Source organism: Halalkalibacter sp. HAAS-P013 (assembly GCF_056619925.1).
In genome coordinates, this window is the sequence record NZ_JBWQTU010000002.1 from 238008 (window position 1) to 259312 (window position 21305).

The following is a 21305-nucleotide window of genomic DNA, read 5'->3' on the forward strand; positions in this document are numbered from 1 at the left end:
AAACTCCTTAATTACACATAGCTTTGCTATTTGTAAGTGTTTTTTTTACAAAGACAGTTGTACCAATCATAGGTTCAGATACAACTTGCAGTTCATCCATGAAATTTTCCATGATCGTGAAGCCCATACCTGAACGTTCAAGTTCTGGTTTTGTTGTAAAGAGAGGCTGGCGCGCTTCCTCAATGTCTTGAATGCCCATCCCCTCGTCACGAATTGTGAGTTCTATCGTTCCATTATCAAGCGTACAATGAATATAGACCATTCCGTCCGGCTGATTTTGATATCCATGAATGATAGCATTCGTGACAGCTTCAGATACAACCGTCTTAATCTCAGTCATCTCATCCATAGTTGGATCAAGCTGAGCAATAAACGCTCCCACTGTCACACGTGCAAACGACTCGTTTTGGCTCTGGGCTGAAAACTTCAAATCCATTACATTTTGCATCGTTAAGCCACCCCCAACGTTTGTAAAGCAAATTGTTCACTGTCTTCTAAGCGGATAATTTTAAACAGTCCTGACATTTCAAACAAGCGCTTCACAGATGGGGATATCGCACAAACGACCATTTCCCCCCCATTAGCCTTCACTTGCTTGTATCTACCTAAAATCACACCTAAACCAGAACTATCCATAAACGATAATAACTCTAAGTTTAAGACAATATGCTTTACTTGACCGTCAGTGAGTATTTGTTCAACTTGACCTCGTAATTCCTCTGCCGTATGGTGGTCAAGTTCGCCCTGCAACCTAACGAGTAACACACTACCTTTTTGTTCTAAATCAGTTTGTAAACTCATTTCAATCACTCCCTCTAGTTCACTCACAAGTATGAGTTATCATAGTGAATGTTCTGTTACAAATATTCACTATAGGTCTTTGCTAGAGAGAATTTCGCCTTTTCCCTTTGCTCTTCCTGCAAGGTGACAAAACTAGTCTTCATTCGTAAAAAGTTGTCAAAACAAGTTATGCTGCTCCAAATTTCGCTAGTGTCCTTTTAAACAATTTCCACCAAGAGGCTTCAAGCACATCATCGCCAGCAATTAAAGGCGTTTCACTTAATATTTCCCCTTCTTTCTCGATAAAGAGCGTTCCAACTACGTCCCCCATTTTGACTGGTGCACGTAAATTCGCCTCAATTTCTAGACGTTCTGTCACATCGTCTATTTTCACTCCTTTTTTCGTTAGGATTGATACAGATTCAGATGTGACGACAGGAATTTGGTCTTTATCTCCTTTGCTTACTTCAACATCAGCTAATACGTGCTCACGATCATAAAGCTTATGTGCTTGAAATTGACTAAATGCATAATCAAGCATCGACGTAATTTGAGCATTTCGTTCTTTCGGAGATGGTGCCCCCATAATAACCGTAATGACTCGCATCCCATTTTTCTCAGCAGTTGCCGTTAAACAATACATTGCTTCACGGGTATAGCCTGTTTTTAATCCATCTACACCAGGATAGAACTTAACCAATTTATTCGTATTAACAAGCCAAAATTTATCTTCTTCTGAATCAGCTCGTAAATAATCTTCATAAATACCTGTGTATTTCGTTATATCGTCATACTTTAAGAGTTCTTTTGAAATCATCGCTAAATCATAAGCAGTTGTATAATGATTTTCTGCCGGAAGACCATTTGTATTAACGAAGTTTGTATTCTCTAGTCCTAACTCTTTTGCTTTTTCGTTCATCATGACAACAAATTCTTCTTCGGTTCCAGCTAAATGTTCAGCCATTGCAACAGATGCATCGTTTGCAGAGGCAACAGCAATTGCCTTTAGCATATCTTCTACACTCATTTCCTCGCCAGGTTCTAAGAAGATTTGAGAACCTCCCATGGAAGCTGCATATTCACTTGTACGAACCATATCATCATAAGCTATTGCTTCTCTATCAATGGCTTCCATAATTAAGAGCATCGTCATAATTTTCGTCATACTTGCAGGAGGTAGCTTCTCGTGACTATTTTTGTCAAAAATAACTTCTCCCGTATCACGTTCAATGACAATTGCTGAAGAGGCATTCTCCGCTAACTTTGCTTGTTTTTCTGCAGCGCTTGCCATAGGTACTATCAAACTTAAAATAAGGCTTACGCTTAAAATACTGGATAGAACTTTCCTCATCTCCATCCGACCTCCATATCATATTCATAGTCGTCCTCAGGCGTAACTTTCCATTTCCAGAAGAGGAAACCCCACCCAAGTTGGCTACCCCCCATTTTTCCCACTCCCGTTGTATTTATACATTTTCTGGAGGTTTTCTTGACACTTTCTGAAAGCTAGTGAACTACTAAAGCGTATGATAGGATAGGATAGGAGAAACTCCAAAAAAGGGAATTTGATTGAGTAAATGATTAATTTTTATATAAGCTCCTTTGCTTTATTATCAGATTATTTTTTTTATACAAAATGACGAAAATGATTACTATGTACCTAATGATTTAATAAGATATAGCTCAGATTTTTTATCATGGGAATATGAAGGAGATACCTTTATAATAGAAGACGGCTCTTCCATTAGAGGCTCCACATTACATTAAAGGACTGATTCATTATTTTACATTACTTACAAATTATTTTTATCATTATTGCCTTGCTCATTTTCTGGTATGTGACGATTACCAAAAAATTGTGGAAGTTTGCTATTTTTTTAGCAATGCTGACCCTCGGAGGGCTAGGCATGTTCTTTGAAGCCTATCTTTCATACGCTATGTTTCTTGTTAGTTTGCTGTTATCGGTAATTGCCTATATCGGTTTGTTTTTCATTAGCAAAAAGGAAAATCGTCTTAAATATGTGACTGTTCTCTTCCTCGGGATCATATACATATATATATATGTCTCGTTACTTCCCGATCCATTTGTTCGTTCTCTTGATGATATAAAAAACTCTTATCATACATACACCGAGGCAGCTGCAGACATCCCAAAGTCAGAAGTAGAGGATTCATCGTGGCTATCTACATGGGACCGGTCTTACTCGACACTTGAAACAGAAATGTTGCTTTTCTACACAGAAGAAAGTTATTTTGACCGTTTTTTCCGTACTGAATTTTTGCCAAGTGCCGAGGAGCTGGATGAATTTTCGACGCTCGAGCAGCAAGTCCAAACAGAACATATAGAACATGTTGAGAAAGCTTTACATGCTCTATATGATGCATATCCTCTTCACTCTCATTTCAACATGTTAGAGGAGAATGAATGCGTCCAACACACCGAGGTAATGATTTGTAAAAATGACAGCCATTTTACTATTCAGTTAGACGAAACAGTTATAGCTGATCCAAACATGCTTCAGTCTTACTATGTCTTTAAAGATGTATTGTTACTCACCGGTCAGTCGTCTAATTACTTTTTGCCAAAGGATAAAATGGACTATACAAGTACATTATTAGAAGCAAGATATGAAGATATCAGGTACACGATAATTGGAGAAGTTCAATTTAAAGATTAGGAATTTGCCGGTTTGTCTCAACATTTTTTTGAGGCAAACTTTTTTTATTGATTAATACATACAAATCCGATCTTTTTAGTATATTTTAATTGAGATCAACGCCCACTTCCTTTATACTTACTAATTATAAGACTATAAAGAGGTGCCAGAAATGACGACTAAAGCAATTCGTTTCCATTCAAATACATTATCGGCTGTTCTTCACAAACCAGAGCATCAAAATCAACCTTCTCCGGTTATTATCTTTGTTCATGGGTTTATCGGAAGCAAAGTCGGAGAACATCGAATGTTTGTGAAAGCAGCGAACTATTTTTCACAATTGGGTTTTGTTTGTTTCCGATTTGATTTCAGTGGGTGTGGGGAAAGTGATGGCGACTATCGCGATGTCACTGTTACAAAACAAATTACAGAACTAAAGGCTGCCATTGATTATGTCGCTAATTTACAATTCGTCGATGCAAATAACATCCTCCTAGTAGGTCATAGCCTCGGAGGAGCGATTACCGCTTTAACCGCTTCTCAAATACAACAGTTGCAACATATTGTTTTATGGTCGCCAGTTGCTAACCCTTATGATGATATTACAGCTATAACAGGAAAAGAAGCTGAAGAAACAGCTGCGATCTTCGGCGAGTTTGATTATAGAGGTTTTCTTTTAAGCAACGAATTTTTTACAGATTTAAAGAAGCACCAACCGCTAGAAGCTATAAAATCATTTAAAGGAACTGTTTGTATTTTACACGGTTCAAATGATCAGGAAGTATCTAAAGATAATGCCGAAGCCTACATAAGGTCACTATCTTCCAAAGCCAATAACCAAAATTATTCGTATATTGAGGGCGCTGACCATACTTTTACTAATACAAAATGGGAACAACAACTTTTTCAAAACACATCCGATTGGTTACACAAAATTAAGCTAACAAATTATTCAAAAAACCCCGCCATATGACATGACGGGGTTTAAAAGAATTAACATTTGTGGGCTAGGGTAAAGTTTTTAATTAAAACTGTGAACCGCCAAGTTGTTGCTCAGCTTGTTGAACTAGACGCTTGGTGATCTCGCCGCCAACAGAACCGTTCGCACGTGCAGTTGCATCTGCACCAAGTTGTACCCCAAATTCAGAAGCGATTTCATACTTCATTTGATCTAGAGCTTGTTCAACCCCAGGTACTAATAATTGGTTACTACTGTTGTTGCTTGCCATTTCTGTTCACCTCGCTTTGTTCGTTTTCAGTAACTATTGTGTGAGAAACATATCAACTTATGCAACTTTTTTGTTGGAAAAGTTTTCTCACTGAATGCTACTGGCTTCATAAACTTCTAGAGGTAATCCATCTGGATCAGAAAAAAAAGTGAATTTCCTTCCAGTTGTCTCGTCGATTCGTACAGACTCTACTACTATCCCCTGCTCCTCTAACCATTTTTTACACGCTTGAACATCATCTACTTCAAAAGCAAGATGCCTTAATCCCCTTGCCTCAGGATAACTCGGTCTTTTCGGAGACTCTGGGAATGAAAATAATTCAATTTGACTGTCTCCAATTTGAAGGTCTAATTTATATGAGTTTCGCTCGCTTCGATACGTTTCGTTAATCATTTTCAATCCTAAAAACATTCACATAGAAATGCTTCGATTTCACATAATCTGAACAAATGATAGCTATATGGTGAATGTGTTTAAACACTGTGACGTCCTCCTAGATAAATATTCTCCATTATAGCATTTCTTAATAAGTTTTTTATTGTCCATTACATAAAACTTTATATAGGTTAAAAACTAAAAGCGGTCAAACAGAACATTATAGGAGGGATCTTTACGTGGATCAGGAAATGCATTATAGCGAAGATAATAAATTTATTCCGATTACATCTGTTACTGATGGCGTCATTCAAGAAGTAGCACCACAAATCTATTGTTTGCCTGTTCAAGTAGTAAATGTTTGTTTTGTAGGAGACCCAACGAAAGCCAACGCGTGGGTATTAGTCGATGCCGGTATGCCAAAATCTGCAGATAACATTTTAAATGCTTTAAAAGAAAAATTTGGTTCAGTACAACCGCCTCGAGCAATTGTTTTAACTCACGGTCATTTTGACCACGTTGGAGCAATTGTTGAATTAGCAGAGAAATGGGATGTCCCAATCTATGCCCATTCAGCAGAATTTCCGTACTTAACAGGTGAAAGAAGTTATCCTGAGCCAGATAAGAGCGTGGAAGGCGGACTAATTGCAAAAATGTCATCCATATTCCCGAATGGTCCATCACAAATCGGAAGCCGTCTAAAGGAATTACCTAAAGATCATCGCATTCCTGAAATGCCTGGTTGGCGTTGGATCCACACTCCTGGTCATACTCCAGGACATTGCTCTTTCATCAGGATTGAAGACAACGCACTAATTGCCGGTGATGCCTTTGTGACTGTCAAACAAGACTCACTTTATAAAGTACTCACACAAGAAAAAGAGATGAATGGTCCTCCTAGGTACTTAACGACCGATTGGGAAGCAGCATGGGAGTCAGTTGGTATTTTAAAACATCTCGAACCTACTGTTGCTATTACCGGACATGGCCTACCGATGTACGGAGAAGAACTGACTAAAAGCCTTGATAAACTTGCAGCAGATTTTGATAAGGTAGCGATTCCTGACTACGGTCGCTTTGTTGATCCAAACATTCATTAATTTAATCAAATAAAAAGGGTGACTTGTAAGGAATTCTGAAATGAGTGACTGAAAAATAATTGGTCACCCTTTTTATTTAAACAATCATCAAGAATTTAACGAACATTCGTCTCTTTATACATAACTTTCTGATAATATAAAAAGAAACAGTATTTGTCCGGAGGTTAATGAGATGACAAAAAGAAAATTAGTTATCACACAAAATATTGAAGACACTTATATACAACAGCTAAATATGATTCTACCTGAATGGGAAATAATAGTTGGAAGAGATCGTTCGATTTGGGAAGGACATATTAAAGATGCTGAAATCATAGCAGGGTGGAAAGTCGAAATAAAGGATCTCCTTATCCGAGAAGACCAAACCCCCCTTAAGTGGATCCAAACTTGGTCTGCTGGTGTAAATCACCTTCCTCTTTCTGAATTACAATCAAGAGGAGTTCACATCACCAGCGCTAACGGCGTTCATGCTTACCCTATTTCAGAAACGATATTTGCATTAATGCTTAGCCTAACGAGAAAAATACATACCTATGTAAAAAATCAACAATCTAAAACATGGCACCATGAGCATATGAAGCTTGAAATTCATAGGAAAACAATTGGTATTATTGGGGTAGGTGCGATTGGTCAAGAAACAGCAAAGATTGCTAAAGCCTTCGGTATGAATGTCATTGGCATTCGACATTCAGGACAGCCATCCCCTAATGTAGATGAAATTTATACACCAAGTCACTTAAACGACATTCTGCCTAGATGCGACTATGTCGTCATCACACTACCCCTTACAGCAGACACGCAACATCTATTTGCTGCTGAGCAATTTAAATTGATGAAGCCGAGCGCATTTTTGATTAATATTGGTCGTGGGGAAATTGTTATTGAAGCTGATTTACTAGCTGCTCTTGAGAACGAAGAGATTGCCGGGGCTGGCTTAGATGTATTTGAACAGGAGCCTCTTCCTGAAGAATCGAAGCTTTGGGATCATGATAATGTTATTATTACTCCGCATACAGCTGGTTCGACTGAGTATTATGATAAACGTGTAATGGATGAAGTTCTTATTCCAAATCTAAAGGATTATTTAAGGAATCATCCGCTTTCTGTCAACCTTGTCGATTACGAAAAAGGATATTAATATAGCTCTTGCAAAGAAGTGCTTAAGGAGGCACTTCTTTTTTATGTACGGATTGCTTGAACCTAAAAAACAGTAATACTAGAACAAAACAAATTATTATAAGCAAAAATGCGCGTTATTTTATTAAGCTGTCACTCTTTTATTTAGTAAGATGCTACAATGATAATAATTATTCATATGGGAGGAATCTAGAATGCCGGATTGGTCCTATCATGTGTTATTTAAACCAGTATTATCAAAACTTCCGGCAAAGATATCGCGGGAATTTATTCATAAAACGATGAACCGAATTGCTACCACGCCTGGTGGAAAACAAGTGATTCACTTTTTAGGGAGAGAAGAATCTTCCCAGCTTCTTAAGAAAAACATTCAACAAGTCGAACTTGAGAATTCAATCGGTCTGTCCTGTAAAATAGACCCCAACTTATCAGGAACACAAGCTTTTGCAAATTTAGGTTTTGGCTTTATTGAGGTAGGACCAGTAGGCAAAAAGTCTATCCCAAGTCAAAAGAATCCAATCATTCACCATTTAGAACAACGAATTGATTTCAGTGAATCCACTCCAACGTTAAGTGTAGAGCAAGTTATAACGAAATTAAGAAAGTACAATATAAATAAGCCTATTTTTATTCGGTTAACTGCAAACGATCAGCATTTAGAAGAAATCACTAAGCGCTTAGCGCCATTTACTGATGGTTTTATTATTGATATGACAAATCACTCTCTAATCGACACTGACATTCGTACACTGTCACTATCTCATGCTACGAGCAAACCAACCTTACTTGCTATCGAAGAAAATCAAGTTGAAGACCTACAGTGGCATGAGATTGAAGAAATTTTTTCAGGTCTGGTTCTGGAAGAGGGAAATCAGCAAGAAAATAAGGAAACTCTTTCTTCACATATACAAACGTTAAAATTTTTGCGAGAACATCACTTTTCATTGCCAATCACCACTGTTGGAGGGGTTTTACAACCTAGGGATGCATTAGAGCTATTACATGCAGGTGCGGACATGATTCTCCTATCTCACGGTTACGTCTTTGCTGGTCCAGGACTGCCAAAGAGAATTAAAGAGGCGCAGCTTGATGAGATTAACGTAGCTCCTGTATCTTATCAAGGCTGGGGGTGGTATTGGCTTTTTGGGCTATTTATTATGATCGGAGGGTTATTTGCTCTAATTCTTAGTATGACGACAATTATCCTTCCCTATGATGAGTATTTCTTAGGCATGACTCGTGAATCGATTTATTATTTCAACGAACGCATCCTATTATTTATGGCTCACGATCGAATGACACTCGCGGGAACAATGGTTTCAGGCGGAATCATTTATATGTTTTTAGCTAGATATGGTATTCGTAATGGAATGCTTTGGGCGAAACAGGCAACGGACATTGCCGCTATTATTGGATTTTTAGGTGTTTTTCTTTTTATTGGCTACGGATATTTTGATTGGCTTCACATACTATTTTGGCTCGTATTGCTACCAGTTTATTTAACAGGTTATATAAAAACAAAAAGGGTAACGGGGACACCTTCTTCTTCAAACCGATACAATGATCGGCTTTGGAAAAAAAGTTTGTATGGACAATTTTGCTTTGTCCTGCTCGGCTTCTCCTTCGTCATTGGTGGGATCATCATTTCCTACATCGGCATAACAAGTGTATTTGTTCCAACCGACCTACTCTACCTTTGCATGCCAGCTGAAATGCTTCAATCGTTTAATGATCGGCTCATTCCAGTTATCGCTCATGATCGAGCTGGTTTTGGGAGTGCTCTCTTAAGTGTAGGCCTTCTCGTTTTAATGGTTTCTTTGTGGGGATACCACCAAGGAAATAGTTGGGTATGGTGGCTGTTATTTATCGGAGGGATTCCTGCATTTGTTAGTGGAATTGTTGTGCATTTTGCTATTGGTTATACAACATTTATTCATTTGCTTCCCGCCTATTTTGCTTTAACTCTCTATATGGCCGGATTAGTCTTATCATATCGGTTTCTCAATTTAAAAAGAGGTGTCTCATAAGGTTCTGATTCCCAATCATGAGGTACAGTGTATGTATCCTCAGTAATTAAGGGGGCAGAAACTTAATATGTATCAAGACACCTCTTTACTAATATATTAACGCTATATTACTCTTTCTTCTCACTTTCTTTCTCTTGTAACTCAGCTAGTTTTGCCAATAGAATATGTTGTGGCATGTGCATAATTTGTTCAATCGGAACTTTTAACGAATCCGCGAGCTTTTTCGCTGTTTCAGCAGAAATTTGCAATGGTCTCATTGTTATTCTCCCCTTCTAGTTTTGTATTACCTATATTAAACCATAATACCAAAAAGAGTTACAATGATAGTAGGTATCAATTAGCTGAGAAAAGTAATTGGAACCGTATTAATATAAAAAGCATAGCAAACTTACACACAAAATGGAAGCTACCGAGGTCCAAATAACTTCTTTTGAAGCTTGATCAACCCAATTCTATCCCGAGTACTTCATGACAGATTCTCAAACCAACCTTGATAATTTGATCAAACTCTTCTATCTAAAACACCACGCATTAATACCCTATTTTAGAACTACTAATAGGTAAGTTCACATTTTATTATCTTCGTTCTATTTACTCTATCCTTTCATACGATAAAACAAAAAGGAAAAGGAGGCTTCTGCATGATTCATACCGTTCGAGCTGGGGAAACGTTATTTTCAATCTCTGAAGATTACCGAGTTCCTTTGCAAGTAATTATTTCAGCAAATCCTAGTATAAATCCAAATGTTATTCTTGTTGGGCAAAGAATTAATATACCTGGTCTCCCCTCCCCACAAACGATCCCATATTCCATCGACGTCTCACTGGCGAATCTAACATTAACACTTATGTTTCAAGATCAAATTCAAAAGGTATATCCCGTTGCGCTTGGTCGAATTCTGCATGAAACACCTGTTGGCGATTTTATAATAATTAACAAAGCCCCTAACCCAGGAGGACCTTTTGGTACAATGTGGATGAGTTTGTCAAAGAAACACTATGGAATTCATGGTACAAACGATCCTCAATCAATTGGACATTATGTCTCACGAGGCTGTATACGAATGTTTAATCACGATGTTGAAGAATTAGCTCACACCGTTCCAATAGGTACGTCTGTATTCATCAGGCCTTAATATAACAAAGGTTGTTCTGCCAATTGAACAACCTTATTTTTATGGACAATTTCCATTGCGGGTAATTCATTCTTAATCTCCCCTCCTTTGTGATAAACTGGTAAAAACCGAGTGAACGGAGGAGGACTCATGAAACTACAAACAGTAAATTCAAACGAAGAGAGAAAGCATATCGTTCATCAAACTGCTCAGGCCTTTTTGTCTCGTGCACAAAAACATGATGAAGAAAATACATTTCCAATGGAAAACATTCAAGAGCTTAAAGAAATTGGCTATACAACCCTAACGATTCCAAAAGATTTTGGAGGAGCAGGTCTCCCATTAGCTGACTGGCTATCTTTACAAGAAGTGATTGCTACATATGATGGTTCAACTTCCTTATCCATTGGATGGCATATGGGAATCATGACTCAAATTATTGAAAATAGATCATGGCCTGAAAATATTCTAGACCGCGTCCTTTATGAGGTATTACATGAAGGGAAGTTATTAAATGCTGCAGCTTCAGAGCCTGAAACAGGCAGTCCTACTCGCGGTGGAAAGCCTACGACCACTGCAAAAAACGAAAAAGATAGCTGGGTTATTAACGGCAGAAAGAGCTTTACATCTATGGCACCAGCGCTTGATTATTTTATCGTTTCAGCAACGATTGAAGACGGTCAGGTCGGAAATTTTTTAATTCATCGTTCAGCCCCAGGAGTAAAGATTGAAGAAACATGGAATTCCATTGCCATGAGAGGAACAGCAAGTCATGATCTCTATTTAAAAAATGTTCGTATACCAGCAGATCATTTTCTTGAGGTCATTCACCCTGGAAAGAAAAGTCCAGCTGGCTGGCTTTTGCATATTCCGGCTTGCTATTTAGGAATAGCCCAAGCTGCTCAAAATTTTGCGATTGACTTTGCAAAGTCATATTCTCCAAATAGCTTATCATCAGCGATAAAAGATCTCCCCAACGTTAAAGTCAAAATAGGAGAAAATGAGGCGGATTTAATTCAGGCACGGTATTTTCTTTATGGTGTTGCAAAAAAATGGGATACAAGTTCTCAAAATGAACGCCTCGAGATGCAATCTGAATTAAGTTCGGTAAAATATCATGTTGTTAACAGTGCGGTAAACATTGTCGACCGCGCAATGCGAGTAGTTGGAGCTCAAAGTTTATTTAAAGAAAATCCGATCCAACGCTATTATCGCGATGTTCGGGCTGGCCTACATAATCCTCCAATGGATGACCGAACGCTTGTCGCACTTGCTTCAGAAGCTTTTGAACGCCCTGAATAAACAAAACCATGTGATGAGAGTGATTCTTCAAAAAGTACAAAAAGAGCCTCGACCTTGATTAAGATCGGGGCTTTAGTCTACTCGTCACGTTGAAAACTGATGCTACGTATCATTATTTTGGAACATATCCCCAAAAGCTGAAACGAAATTGTATGCCTTCATTCACAAGTAAAAAATACATATTTCGACATCGTAACATTATACCTGTATACTTATAGACTATTTAGAGGAAGCTGTTTCATATTTTATAGTCAAAAAAAGAGTGCCTGTTCATTAGTCATCACGTATTCTTACAAAACTCGTGATTAATTAATAGAAAGACACTCGTTTAAGTATTTACACTCTTATCAATTTTACCTGTTGTAGAGAAGACAGTTCTGTTTCACCAGTTAAAGCTAGGGCTGTTTGTAATTCAGCTTTTAATTGTGTAATGACTGTTTCTACTCCTACTTGGCCATCTGTAAGACCGTAAGCATACAGCCGACCAATTAAGACACTATCAGCACCTAAGGCAAGGGCTTTTATTATATCTGTACCTCGTCGAATCCCGCCGTCAAAAATGATTTCGATTTGGCCTTTTACCGTATCCACAATTGTAGGTAATGATTCAATACTGCTTATTGAACCGTCTAATTGTCTTCCCCCATGGTTTGAAACAACAATCCCATCCATGCCATAATCAACTGCTAATTTAGCATCGTCAGGATGAACGATCCCTTTTACGACAATGGGTAGGTTAGTTTTCGTACGTAACCATTTTATATTTCCCCATGTTAATGATGGGTTAAACAAGCGAGCGGCTACTTCTTTAATCGCTTCTTCTTTTCCTTCACTTGAAGTGATCTTCGCCTTCTCTTTAAAGACAGGATCCGTTAAATAGTTTCCTAGACCTTGCCCATCCCTTAATGGAAAGTATTGATTTTGTTTATCCTGCTCTCTCCAACCAAGCATCGGAGTATCTACTGTAACAAAAATAGCTGAGTAACCACATTTCTCAGCTCGCTTCACAAAGCTTAGAGCAATGTCTTCATCACTTGGCCAGTACAATTGAAAGAAGCGTGGAACCTCTCCCATTACTTCAGCTATTTCTTCCATTGAACTTGTAGAAACCGTACTAACGGTATACGGAACTTGGTGGGCCGCAGCGGCTTTTGCTGCAGCTAGCTCTCCTTCTTGATGGATGATCGTTTGAAATCCTACTGGAGCTAGAGCAAATGGGACCGGAGCAGAATTTCCAAGAACCGTTTTTGTCACGTCAATTTTTGACACGTTACGAAGAACACGAGGAACAATTTTCCAATTTCTGAATCCTTCGATATTTGCCTGAAGAGTTTCTTCCGCACCAGCTCCACTTTGAATATATTCAAAGGCCCCTTTATCTAAACGTTCTTTTGCAACTTGCTCCCACTCCTCAGGAGACCTAAAACCGATCGTTTGTGACATAATTGCCCCTGCCTCTCTTAATCTTTCTTCAATCTAGCTGCAACGCGGTTACCTATCGACTGAATACCTTGTACAAGAATAATTAGGATAATGACTGTTGCGTACATAACTTCTGGTTCATAACGTAAATGACCGAAACGATATGCTAAGTCTCCTAGACCACCAGCACCAACTAGCCCTGCCATTGCGGTTGCACCAATCAACCCGATTGTTGCAATAGTTAAACCTAAAATAAGAGAAGGGCGTGCTTCTCTTACCATAACATGCCAAATCATATGTCTTGTCTTGATTCCCATTGCTTCATAAGCTTCAAGTACCCCTTTATCGACTTCAAGTAGAGCGGATTCCATTAATCTTGCAATGTAAGGAGCAGTGTAAACAACTAGTGGCACGATTACCCCTTTAACACCCATTGATGTTCCAACAATAAATTTTGTAAAAGGTAAAATAAAGAACAGTAAAATAATGAATGGAATTGAGCGAGTAATATTGATTACAATATTTAATACTTGATAAACGTACTTATTTTCTAAGCTTTTATTTGGTCTTGTTAAAACAAGTAATGTTCCTAATGGCAAGGCAATAATAATGGAAATTAATAATGAGATCGAAACCATTTGAAATGTTTCAATGGTCGCTTTCCAAATCGGGTCTCCCCAACGATCTAAAAATTCAGTTACTTGAAACATGCTACAAATTCACCCTTTCTACATGTACACCCTCTGCTTCTAAATACGTTATGGCCGCCTCTGTTTGTTCTTTTGTTCCTTGTAGGTGAATAACCATTCGGCCATAAGGCTCATTTTTCAATTGAACGATGTTTCCAGATAAAATATTTGTGTACACTTCAAACTTCTTAGATACTTCAGCAAGAGCTGGTTTACCAGTTGATTGACCAACAAAGGACAAACGAATGACTGGACCTTGTTCACTTAATGAATTAATAACTTCAGCTGGAATATCTTCTGGAAACAGACTATTAATGAATTTCTTCGTTGTGTCTGTAGTCGATTTAGAAAAGATATTAATGACCTTTCCTTCTTCAATAACTTTTCCATTCTCCATTACAGCTACTCGATCGCAAATTTTTTGAACGACATGCATTTCATGAGTAATTAACAAGATTGTAATTCCAAATTCTTTATTAATCTTTAATAGTAAAGATAAAATTGATTCAGTCGTTTCTGGGTCTAGAGCGCTTGTTGCTTCGTCACTTAACAATACATCTGGTTCATGAGACAAAGCTCGGGCAATTGCCACACGTTGCTTCTGACCACCTGATAACTGACTAGGGTATGAATCAGCTTTCGCTTCTAGGCCAACTACTGCTAAGTACCTTTTTACTCTTTCATCAATTTCAGCTTTAGGTATTCCTGTTAACTTTAATGGAATCGCAATATTATCATAAACAGTAGCTGTTTTTAAAAGGTTAAACCCTTGAAAGATCATCCCAATGTTTTGTCTTGCTTCACGAAGTTTATTGGTCGATAAATTAGTCATTGATACTCCATTAACGACAATTTCTCCTTCACTCGGCTTTTCAAGCATATTCACGCAACGAATGAGTGTACTCTTACCAGCACCACTATATCCAATCACTCCATATATTTCACCTTTTTTTACATGAATAGAAACGTCGTCTAGTGCCTTGACCGTGTTTTTCTTTGACGCAAATGTTTTTGATACATGCTTTAATTCGATCATATTCGTCAACTCCTTAATAGAAAAAGAGGGTGACAATTGTCACCCACTCTCATATATTACCTTACCATGAAGCTACTACTGAACCAGCAAATTCTTCCTCAACAAATTGTTTTACTTCTTCAGATTGGTAAATTTCAATAAATTTTTGAATCACAGCATCATTTTCATTTTCTGTACGAACAGCAAGTACGTTCACCCAAGGAGAATCACTTGGCTCAATGAAGATAGAATCTTCTGTCGGTACATACCCGTGCTCAATAGCAAAGTTTGTATTAATAGCAGCTGCAGCTAACTCATCTAATTGTCTTGGGATTTGTGACGCTTCAAGCTCAATAAATTCTAAATTATGTGGGTTATCTGTAATATCATTTACTGTTGCAGTAACTCCAGCATCAGGATCAAGTGTAATTAGACCAGCAATTTCAAAAAGAATTAACGCACGCGCACCATTTGTTGGATCATTTGGTAAACCAACTTTGTCACCTTCTTGTAACTCAACTACATCTGTTAGTCCTGTAGAGTAGATTCCCATTGGGAAGTTAACGGTTGTAGCCACATCAATTAAATCCAAATTACGCTCTTCCTTAAAGTTATCTAAATATGGCTTGTGTTGGAAGCTGTTCAGATCCAACTCACCTTCATCAAGCGCTACATTTGGCATTACATACTCTGTAAAAACGGTCATATCAATCTCAAGACCTTCTTCAGCTGCTAATTCAACTACTTTCTCCATGATTTGTTCGTGAGGTCCAGCAGTTACCCCTACTTTTAATTGATCTTCAGATAATTCACCAGTACCAGTGTCACCACCACCACCGCAAGCTGCAAGGCCAATCATTGATAAAGCTGTTAACGCAGAAATTAATATTTTTTTCATTTTGCTCTCTCCTACCCTTTTTTATCTATTTATTTTTTATATGTTTCAACGGTTTTAATTCCGTGAACAACCTGAGTTGTTGTGAATGACTGACTCATAAAGTGAATCGATTCACTTGGATGTAGTGCTTTTTTGGCTATTGCCTCTAAGACTAAGGCTTCACCATTTTGTTTTAGGCCTAATTCCTTTAAGGAAACGGGCAAGCCAACTTTTTCATAGAAAGGAAGCAACTTCTCTATCTCATCCAGCTCACCTTCAAGTGCAAGTTGAACAAGTATACCATAAGCTACTTTTTCACCGTGAAGGACATGATGAGTTTCTTCGAATTGTGTTAGAGCATTATGAATAGAATGCGCCGCAGCTATTCTACCAAATTCATCTCCCAATCCGCCAACAAGACCACCTGCCATTATATTCGTTTCTATAATGGTTAACAAGGATGGTGTAACTTCTTTTTTCGTTAGAGCAGCCAAAGCTTGCTCGCTCTCCTTAAGTATCAGCTCTTGGCAAAGACTTGCTGTTTGGAGTGATAATTTCACAGGTACTCGCATATTACCTAAGTCTTTTGTTAAGGCCTTAGCTTCGTACCATTTCGCCAATGTATCTCCTATTCCCGCACGTAGGTACGAGAGAGGCGAGGAAGCAATAATTGTCGGCTCAATAAGGACAACCCATGGATTCTTCACAAAAGTAGTATATTTTAAATAATCTCCTGCATCGGAATAGATCACACTTAACGGTGTCCATGCTGCACACTGTGAGGCAAGCGTCGGAAGCAAAACGACTGGCACATTCATCTCATTTGCAACGGCTTTGGCTAAGTCCATCACTTTTCCGCCACCTAACCCAATGACGACATCACAGTCCTTTGTTGAACCTACCTTTGTAAAACGCTCAATCTCACTCGATGAACATTCGCCAACATATTGTTCAAAATGAACTTCTAGCTGATCAAAAGAAGGTAAAAACCTATTAGCAGCTTCGAGTGATTTTTCTCCATGAATCAACAACGCTCTACCTACTTTTCCCTCAATCAACAAAGATTGCAGGCCGCCATACACTCCTACTTCACAAGCATAGTAGCTAGGAGAAGCTTGTACTCTTATTTCCTTCATCGTTCCCCCCCTATCCATTCATTTATTTCTTTAGCAGAAAAAACCAAGAAAATGAGTTGGTTTTAACTCATTGTTCATCATTATAAAGAATATTTACTATTACGACAATTGTTTTTTTGAAAAAATATTTCAAAAAAATAAATTCGACAATCTCTCCACCAAAATTATCTGAAAAATAGGCGTTCGCTATAAAATTAAGCATTGACACCTTTCTAATCTCAAGCTATGATTTAAATAACTTAGATTCCGAGAGATCAAATGGAGAAGCAAAGAAGTCTTGTTCTCTTTAGCGTTTTATTGATGTAAATCGATAAGATGAAAAAGTTGAAACAACTTCTAAACTTAATCATTTATGGTAAATCGGCGTATTTCTTCCCTATCACTTGAAGAAATATGCTTTTTTGTATCATCTCGTCTACACATTTTTAGGAGGTATCTTTAATGATACGAACAAAAGGATCGTTAGAAGCGTCAATTTCAAAATCCCTAACCCAGTGGGAAAAGGATTTCTTAGGGAGAGGATCCGTTTCTGTAAAAACTGATATCCTACGTGACATGATAATCGTGACGCTCAAAGGGGTGTTAACCCCTGCTGAATATGCGCTTTGTCAGAAAGATGAAGGTAGATTATCGATCAAAAAAGTTCGCTGTGAACTTGTAGAGTCTGGTCGTGATACATTAGGTGAACTGATCCGAGAAATTGTAGGGATTGAAGTCATTACGCTTCATACAGATATAAGTACAAAAACAGGCGAACGATTAATGGTTTTTAAATTAGCAGCCGACTTAGAGAAAACTTTAACTTAAATGAATAAGGGAGATCTTTAAAAAGCGTTAATGCCTCGTTAAAGATAAACCGCCAATTATGAAAGCAGTAGCGTCTACTTCGGATGAAACTGACTTCCTAATCGGCGGTTTTTTTATATTTAAATAGTCATAAAGGAGGATTCAAACGATGTATGAAATTATGATTCAAAACATATTGTCACCTGTTGTTTTGTTCTTTGTCCTAGGCTTATTCGCCGCTCTCGTTAAGTCTGACTTAAAGTTTCCAAGCGCACTCAGTGAAACACTTAGCATATTTTTACTAGTTGCGATTGGATTAAAAGGAGGGATTGAGTTATCCAAATATTCATTAGAAGAGGTCATCTCTCCTGTAATTGCCACACTATTTCTAGGTTCTACTTTGCCCATCGTGGCTTTGCTTCTTTTAAAGACAATCAAAATTGATAAAAAGAATGCCATTGCACTTGCCGCGACATATGGATCGGTAAGTATTGTCACATACGGGGCTGCAATTTCCTTTCTTGATCAAATTGGAACGACATATGAAGGGTTTATGAACGCCATGGTTGTTTTAATGGAAAGTCCAGCTATTATCGTGTCATTAATTCTCTTGAAAGTGATGGAACAAAAGAAATCAGAAGGACAGACCTATTCACCAAAAACTGTTGCTTTTGCATCACCTGCAACAGCTTGGATTGATAAGGAAGTATTAAAAGAAGCTTTATTTGGAAAAAGTATTTTGCTATTACTCGGTGCCCTCCTCATTGGTCTCATTGCTGGGGAGCAAGCACTTCCGACAGTCCAGCCATTGTTTATTGATCTATATGGCAGTGTGCTTATTCTATTTCTCCTTAGCATGGGGTTAACTGCTGGTGCAAGGTTACCTGAAGTTCGCAAACAAGGTCCACAGCTTTTTCTTTTTGGAATTATCATGCCGATTGTAGGTGGAATCTTAGGGGTTCTAGTAGGAAATGTCATCGGACTTTCTCTTGGTGGAATGACTTTAATGGGAGTTCTTGCTGGGAGCGCATCCTATATTGCAGCACCTGCAGCCTTACGTACGTCTGTACCTGATGCTAATCCATCCGTCTATTTAGGTCTTGCACTTGGTATTACTTTTCCATTTAATCTGATCATTGGAATTCCACTATATTATCAATTTGCTCAGTGGTTAATTCATTTCTAATTGGGAATCCAGATGATAAAAAGGTTGAACCAGCAGACAGTAAATACAAATATCTTCTCCTGAGACAGAAGAAGATATTTGTTAACACGACGCGCGCCTGTAATTAGGAACTATCCTAATTGCAGGCTTTTTTATTTCAAAAAAGAAAAAGGTGATTTCCTTATCGAATCCTAAAATTTGAGATGGAGCTTGTTTATGTTATAGTAATTAAGAAACTAACCTACCTTCCAGAGGTCATAGGAGGCATATAAATGAGCGTACATATTGGAGCAAAACAAGGTGAAATAGCAGAAACGATTCTCCTTCCAGGGGATCCACTACGAGCGAAATATATAGCTGAAACATTTTTAGAAGATGCTGTTTGCTATAATGAAGTAAGAGGCATGTTAGGATTTACCGGTACATATAAAGGTGAGCGTATCTCAGTTCAAGGAACAGGAATGGGTGTTCCTTCCATTTCTATTTACATTAATGAACTTATGCAAGAATACAATGTTCAAAACTTAGTACGTGTTGGAACTTGTGGAGCGATTCAAAAGGATGTTAAAGTAAGGGATGTCATTTTAGCAATGAGCGCTTCGACAGATTCGCAAATGAATCGTTTAACATTCGGTGGATTAGACTTCGCCCCTACTGCTAATTTTGATTTACTTAAACAAGCGTATGATGCCGGTCTTGAAAAAGGGTTAAATCTAAAAGTAGGGAATGTCTTCACTGCGGATATGTTCTATAATGACAATGCAGAATTAGAGAAATGGGCGAAATACGGTATTTTAGCTGTTGAGATGGAATCGGCTGCTCTTTACACCCTTGCTGCTAAATTTGGCAGAAGAGCACTTTCTGTCCTTACAGTAAGTGATCATATTTTAACTGGTGAAGAAACGACTTCTGAAGAACGCCAAACAACATTTAGTGACATGATGGAAGTTGCACTAGAAGCTGTCACAAAAAAATAATCTGTTTTTAAGGCATGAAGTGGGCTTCCCTCTTTATGCCTGTTCTACTTATTACGAGATTATTCTGCGTATTTGTAAATTTTCTCGTCGTAACTTCCCCTCTTTCTCACTCACCATAACCTCTAATTTACTTGCGCAACAAAAAAGCAGACCCCACAGAGCCTGCTCTTCACTAAAATTCATCAATGAATCTCATCATAGATAAGCGTCGGCTTAGCGACTCTTCCGTCCGTAAACGAATACGCAGCATGCACCATTTCGATGACATTACTTACATTTTCTTGATTCGCATGTAACGTCGCTATCGCTTCCCCTGCTTGAACAATATCACCGATTTTTTTATGTAAAACGATTCCTACCGCTAAATCAATTTCTGAATCTTTCGTTGCCCGACCTGCTCCAAGTAACATCGCGGCAGTACCGATTTTATCTGCTACAATGGCTGAAACAGTTCCAGCTTGGTTTGCTAACACTTCTACTTTGTAGCTAGCTTCGGGAAGGGTCTCAGGATGATCTACTACGGAAGGGTCTCCATTTTGTGCTTCGATAAATACTTTTAATGCTTCAAGTGCCGTTCCATCTGCAATAGCATTCTCAAGTTGTTGACGTGCTTCTATAATAGACTCTGCTTTTTTTGCTAGAAAAACCATTTGGCTTCCAAGCGTTAAACATAACTCGCGCAAATCATCTGGTCCACCACCTCGAAGCATCTCAATTGCTTCTTTTACTTCTAGTGCATTTCCGATCGTATATCCAAGAGGCTGATTCATATCAGAGATAATCGCCATCGTTTCACGACCGAGACTATTTCCAATTTCCACCATTGCCTGTGCCAGTTGTTTTGATTGATCCAATTGTTTCATAAATGCGCCAGAACCTGTTTTCACATCAAGGACAATTGCATCAGCCCCTGAAGCAATTTTTTTACTCATAATCGAACTAGCTATAAGAGGGATTGAGTTTACTGTAGCTGTTACATCCCTTAGCGAATATAGCTTTTTATCAGCTGGTGTTAAGTTACCTGTTTGGCCGACAACAGAGAGCTTATTTTTATTAACCAATTCAGTGAATTTTTGAGTTGTTATTTCGACACTAAATCCTGGAATGGCTTCAAGCTTATCAATCGTCCCACCAGTATGTCCTAAGCCACGTCCCGACATTTTAGCGACAGGAACACCGACAGCCGCAACAAGCGGGGCCAAAGCGATCGTCGTTTTATCACCTACTCCGCCTGTAGAATGTTTATCTACTTTAACCCCTTCGATAGCGGACAAGTCAATTTGATCACCTGATTGGACCATCGCCATTGTTAATTCCGCCCGTTCATCTGTTGTCATGTCTTGAAAGAAGATTGCCATCGCAAGAGCAGCCATTTGATAGTCTGGAATATTTCCACTTGTATAGCCTTCAATAGCAAAGCGAATCTCCTCTTTCGTTAATTCATGACCATCTCTTTTTTTCTCAATAAGATCTACCATTCGCATCTGCGTCACATCCTTTTTTTCTTTGACCGATG

The 21305-nt window shown here is 38.3% G+C and carries 21 protein-coding genes and 1 pseudogene; 10 read left to right on the plus strand and 12 right to left on the minus strand.

The features are described from left to right. Nucleotides 1-7 precede the first annotated feature (7 nt). The 3 genes from spoIIAB to AC1FXP_RS05050 form a co-directional block, all read right to left on the minus strand. A complete protein-coding gene (gene spoIIAB / locus AC1FXP_RS05040) occupies nt 8-448 on the minus strand; it encodes an anti-sigma F factor (RefSeq protein WP_480059095.1) in 441 nt (146 codons plus the stop codon). A 2-nt stretch (nt 449-450) separates the two neighbouring features. Next, nucleotides 451-801 carry an anti-sigma F factor antagonist gene (gene spoIIAA, locus AC1FXP_RS05045; protein WP_480059096.1) on the minus strand — a complete coding sequence of 117 codons (351 nt, stop codon included), beginning with the start codon at nt 799-801 and terminating at the stop codon, nt 451-453. A 166-nt stretch (nt 802-967) separates the two neighbouring features. After that, nucleotides 968-2131, minus strand: coding sequence for a D-alanyl-D-alanine carboxypeptidase family protein (locus AC1FXP_RS05050; protein ID WP_480059097.1), 1164 nt, complete (start codon nt 2129-2131; stop codon nt 968-970). A gap of 556 nt (nt 2132-2687) precedes the next feature. Between AC1FXP_RS05050 and AC1FXP_RS05055 the strand changes: the two genes are divergently transcribed. Together AC1FXP_RS05055 and AC1FXP_RS05060 are read left to right on the plus strand one after the other, a co-directional pair. Next, on the plus strand, nt 2688-3458 hold the full coding sequence (locus AC1FXP_RS05055) for a hypothetical protein (protein WP_480059098.1): 771 nt from the start codon (nt 2688-2690) through the stop codon (nt 3456-3458). 151 nt (nt 3459-3609) lie between these two features. Beyond that, complete coding sequence (locus AC1FXP_RS05060) at nt 3610-4410, plus strand: alpha/beta hydrolase (RefSeq protein WP_480059099.1); 801 nt, start codon at nt 3610-3612, stop codon at nt 4408-4410. A gap of 52 nt (nt 4411-4462) precedes the next feature. Here the strand turns inward: AC1FXP_RS05060 and AC1FXP_RS05065 are convergent, their stop codons facing one another. Continuing rightward, the gene (locus AC1FXP_RS05065; protein ID WP_034628840.1) at nt 4463-4666 is read right to left on the minus strand and encodes an alpha/beta-type small acid-soluble spore protein; all 204 of its coding nucleotides are present in this window, start codon (nt 4664-4666) and stop codon (nt 4463-4465) included. 87 nt (nt 4667-4753) lie between these two features. Next, nucleotides 4754-5147: pseudogene (gene gloA2, locus AC1FXP_RS05070) on the minus strand (SMU1112c/YaeR family gloxylase I-like metalloprotein). Between the two features lie 133 nt (nt 5148-5280). Between gloA2 and AC1FXP_RS05075 the strand changes: the two are divergent. The 3 genes from AC1FXP_RS05075 (at nt 5281) to AC1FXP_RS05085 (ending at nt 9305) form a co-directional block, all read left to right on the plus strand. Continuing rightward, complete coding sequence (locus AC1FXP_RS05075; RefSeq protein WP_480059100.1) at nt 5281-6141, plus strand: MBL fold metallo-hydrolase; 861 nt, start codon at nt 5281-5283, stop codon at nt 6139-6141. Nucleotides 6142-6313: 172 nt separating this feature from the next. After that, nucleotides 6314-7279, plus strand: coding sequence for a D-2-hydroxyacid dehydrogenase (locus AC1FXP_RS05080; RefSeq protein ID WP_480059101.1), 966 nt, complete (start codon nt 6314-6316; stop codon nt 7277-7279). Nucleotides 7280-7472: 193 nt separating this feature from the next. After that, nucleotides 7473-9305 carry a dihydroorotate dehydrogenase gene (locus tag AC1FXP_RS05085; protein WP_480059102.1) on the plus strand — a complete coding sequence of 611 codons (1833 nt, stop codon included), beginning with the start codon at nt 7473-7475 and terminating at the stop codon, nt 9303-9305. A 107-nt stretch (nt 9306-9412) separates the two neighbouring features. On the opposite strand, the gene AC1FXP_RS05090 is transcribed toward AC1FXP_RS05085, so the two are convergent. Continuing rightward, on the minus strand, nt 9413-9562 hold the full coding sequence (locus AC1FXP_RS05090) for a YycC family protein (RefSeq protein ID WP_480059103.1): 150 nt from the start codon (nt 9560-9562) through the stop codon (nt 9413-9415). 384 nt (nt 9563-9946) lie between these two features. Here AC1FXP_RS05090 and AC1FXP_RS05095 point away from each other — a divergent pair, with 384 nt between their 5' ends. Together AC1FXP_RS05095 and AC1FXP_RS05100 are read left to right on the plus strand one after the other, a co-directional pair. After that, nucleotides 9947-10441, plus strand: coding sequence for a L,D-transpeptidase family protein (locus AC1FXP_RS05095; protein WP_480059104.1), 495 nt, complete (start codon nt 9947-9949; stop codon nt 10439-10441). A gap of 129 nt (nt 10442-10570) precedes the next feature. Then, entirely contained in the window at nt 10571-11722 is a 1152-nt protein-coding gene (locus AC1FXP_RS05100) for an acyl-CoA dehydrogenase family protein (protein ID WP_480059105.1), read from the plus strand. 336 nt (nt 11723-12058) lie between these two features. Here the strand turns inward: AC1FXP_RS05100 and AC1FXP_RS05105 are convergent, their stop codons facing one another. The 5 genes from AC1FXP_RS05105 to AC1FXP_RS05125 all read right to left on the minus strand — a co-directional run bounded on the left by AC1FXP_RS05105 (nt 12059) and on the right by AC1FXP_RS05125 (nt 16861). Further along, the gene (locus tag AC1FXP_RS05105; RefSeq protein ID WP_480059106.1) at nt 12059-13165 is read right to left on the minus strand and encodes an alpha-hydroxy-acid oxidizing protein; all 1107 of its coding nucleotides are present in this window, start codon (nt 13163-13165) and stop codon (nt 12059-12061) included. A gap of 17 nt (nt 13166-13182) precedes the next feature. Beyond that, nucleotides 13183-13854, minus strand: coding sequence for a methionine ABC transporter permease (locus AC1FXP_RS05110; RefSeq protein WP_480059107.1), 672 nt, complete (start codon nt 13852-13854; stop codon nt 13183-13185). Nucleotide 13855: 1 nt separating this feature from the next. Then, nucleotides 13856-14869 carry a methionine ABC transporter ATP-binding protein gene (locus tag AC1FXP_RS05115; RefSeq protein ID WP_480059108.1) on the minus strand — a complete coding sequence of 338 codons (1014 nt, stop codon included), beginning with the start codon at nt 14867-14869 and terminating at the stop codon, nt 13856-13858. A gap of 61 nt (nt 14870-14930) precedes the next feature. Next, nucleotides 14931-15746, minus strand: coding sequence for a MetQ/NlpA family ABC transporter substrate-binding protein (locus AC1FXP_RS05120; protein WP_480059109.1), 816 nt, complete (start codon nt 15744-15746; stop codon nt 14931-14933). 29 nt (nt 15747-15775) lie between these two features. Beyond that, nucleotides 15776-16861: an iron-containing alcohol dehydrogenase family protein gene (locus tag AC1FXP_RS05125; protein WP_480059110.1), complete on the minus strand. Its 1086-nt coding sequence runs from the start codon at nt 16859-16861 to the stop codon at nt 15776-15778. Between the two features lie 441 nt (nt 16862-17302). Here AC1FXP_RS05125 and AC1FXP_RS05130 point away from each other — a divergent pair, with 441 nt between their 5' ends. The 3 genes from AC1FXP_RS05130 (at nt 17303) to deoD (ending at nt 19789) form a co-directional block, all read left to right on the plus strand. Then, nucleotides 17303-17668 (plus strand): Na-translocating system protein MpsC family protein, encoded by a 366-nt coding sequence (locus tag AC1FXP_RS05130; RefSeq protein ID WP_480059111.1) that lies wholly within the window; start codon nt 17303-17305, stop codon nt 17666-17668. Nucleotides 17669-17816: 148 nt separating this feature from the next. Beyond that, the gene (locus tag AC1FXP_RS05135; RefSeq protein ID WP_480059112.1) at nt 17817-18833 is read left to right on the plus strand and encodes a sodium-dependent bicarbonate transport family permease; all 1017 of its coding nucleotides are present in this window, start codon (nt 17817-17819) and stop codon (nt 18831-18833) included. 251 nt (nt 18834-19084) lie between these two features. Next, nucleotides 19085-19789 (plus strand): purine-nucleoside phosphorylase, encoded by a 705-nt coding sequence (deoD, locus tag AC1FXP_RS05140; protein WP_480059113.1) that lies wholly within the window; start codon nt 19085-19087, stop codon nt 19787-19789. Nucleotides 19790-19971: 182 nt separating this feature from the next. Here deoD and AC1FXP_RS05145 read toward each other — a convergent pair whose 3' ends face one another. After that, complete coding sequence (locus tag AC1FXP_RS05145) at nt 19972-21273, minus strand: pyrimidine-nucleoside phosphorylase (RefSeq protein ID WP_480059114.1); 1302 nt, start codon at nt 21271-21273, stop codon at nt 19972-19974. Nucleotides 21274-21305 lie beyond the last annotated feature (32 nt).

Coding starts and splice junctions, on each gene's coding strand:
- AC1FXP_RS05130 (WP_480059111.1), top strand. CDS start 17,303: ATGATACGAACAAAAGGATCGTTAGAAGCGTCAATTTCAAAATCCCTA.
- deoD (WP_480059113.1), top strand. CDS start 19,085: ATGAGCGTACATATTGGAGCAAAACAAGGTGAAATAGCAGAAACGATT.
- AC1FXP_RS05120 (WP_480059109.1), bottom strand. CDS start 15,746: ATGAAAAAAATATTAATTTCTGCGTTAACAGCTTTATCAATGATTGGC.
- AC1FXP_RS05060 (WP_480059099.1), top strand. CDS start 3,610: ATGACGACTAAAGCAATTCGTTTCCATTCAAATACATTATCGGCTGTT.
- AC1FXP_RS05125 (WP_480059110.1), bottom strand. CDS start 16,861: ATGAAGGAAATAAGAGTACAAGCTTCTCCTAGCTACTATGCTTGTGAA.
- AC1FXP_RS05090 (WP_480059103.1), bottom strand. CDS start 9,562: ATGAGACCATTGCAAATTTCTGCTGAAACAGCGAAAAAGCTCGCGGAT.
- AC1FXP_RS05105 (WP_480059106.1), bottom strand. CDS start 13,165: ATGTCACAAACGATCGGTTTTAGGTCTCCTGAGGAGTGGGAGCAAGTT.
- AC1FXP_RS05115 (WP_480059108.1), bottom strand. CDS start 14,869: ATGATCGAATTAAAGCATGTATCAAAAACATTTGCGTCAAAGAAAAAC.
- AC1FXP_RS05065 (WP_034628840.1), bottom strand. CDS start 4,666: ATGGCAAGCAACAACAGTAGTAACCAATTATTAGTACCTGGGGTTGAA.
- AC1FXP_RS05055 (WP_480059098.1), top strand. CDS start 2,688: ATGTTCTTTGAAGCCTATCTTTCATACGCTATGTTTCTTGTTAGTTTG.
- AC1FXP_RS05135 (WP_480059112.1), top strand. CDS start 17,817: ATGTATGAAATTATGATTCAAAACATATTGTCACCTGTTGTTTTGTTC.
- AC1FXP_RS05050 (WP_480059097.1), bottom strand. CDS start 2,131: ATGAGGAAAGTTCTATCCAGTATTTTAAGCGTAAGCCTTATTTTAAGT.
- spoIIAB (WP_480059095.1), bottom strand. CDS start 448: ATGCAAAATGTAATGGATTTGAAGTTTTCAGCCCAGAGCCAAAACGAG.
- AC1FXP_RS05110 (WP_480059107.1), bottom strand. CDS start 13,854: ATGTTTCAAGTAACTGAATTTTTAGATCGTTGGGGAGACCCGATTTGG.
- AC1FXP_RS05085 (WP_480059102.1), top strand. CDS start 7,473: ATGCCGGATTGGTCCTATCATGTGTTATTTAAACCAGTATTATCAAAA.
- AC1FXP_RS05095 (WP_480059104.1), top strand. CDS start 9,947: ATGATTCATACCGTTCGAGCTGGGGAAACGTTATTTTCAATCTCTGAA.
- AC1FXP_RS05080 (WP_480059101.1), top strand. CDS start 6,314: ATGACAAAAAGAAAATTAGTTATCACACAAAATATTGAAGACACTTAT.
- spoIIAA (WP_480059096.1), bottom strand. CDS start 801: ATGAGTTTACAAACTGATTTAGAACAAAAAGGTAGTGTGTTACTCGTT.
- AC1FXP_RS05100 (WP_480059105.1), top strand. CDS start 10,571: ATGAAACTACAAACAGTAAATTCAAACGAAGAGAGAAAGCATATCGTT.
- AC1FXP_RS05145 (WP_480059114.1), bottom strand. CDS start 21,273: ATGCGAATGGTAGATCTTATTGAGAAAAAAAGAGATGGTCATGAATTA.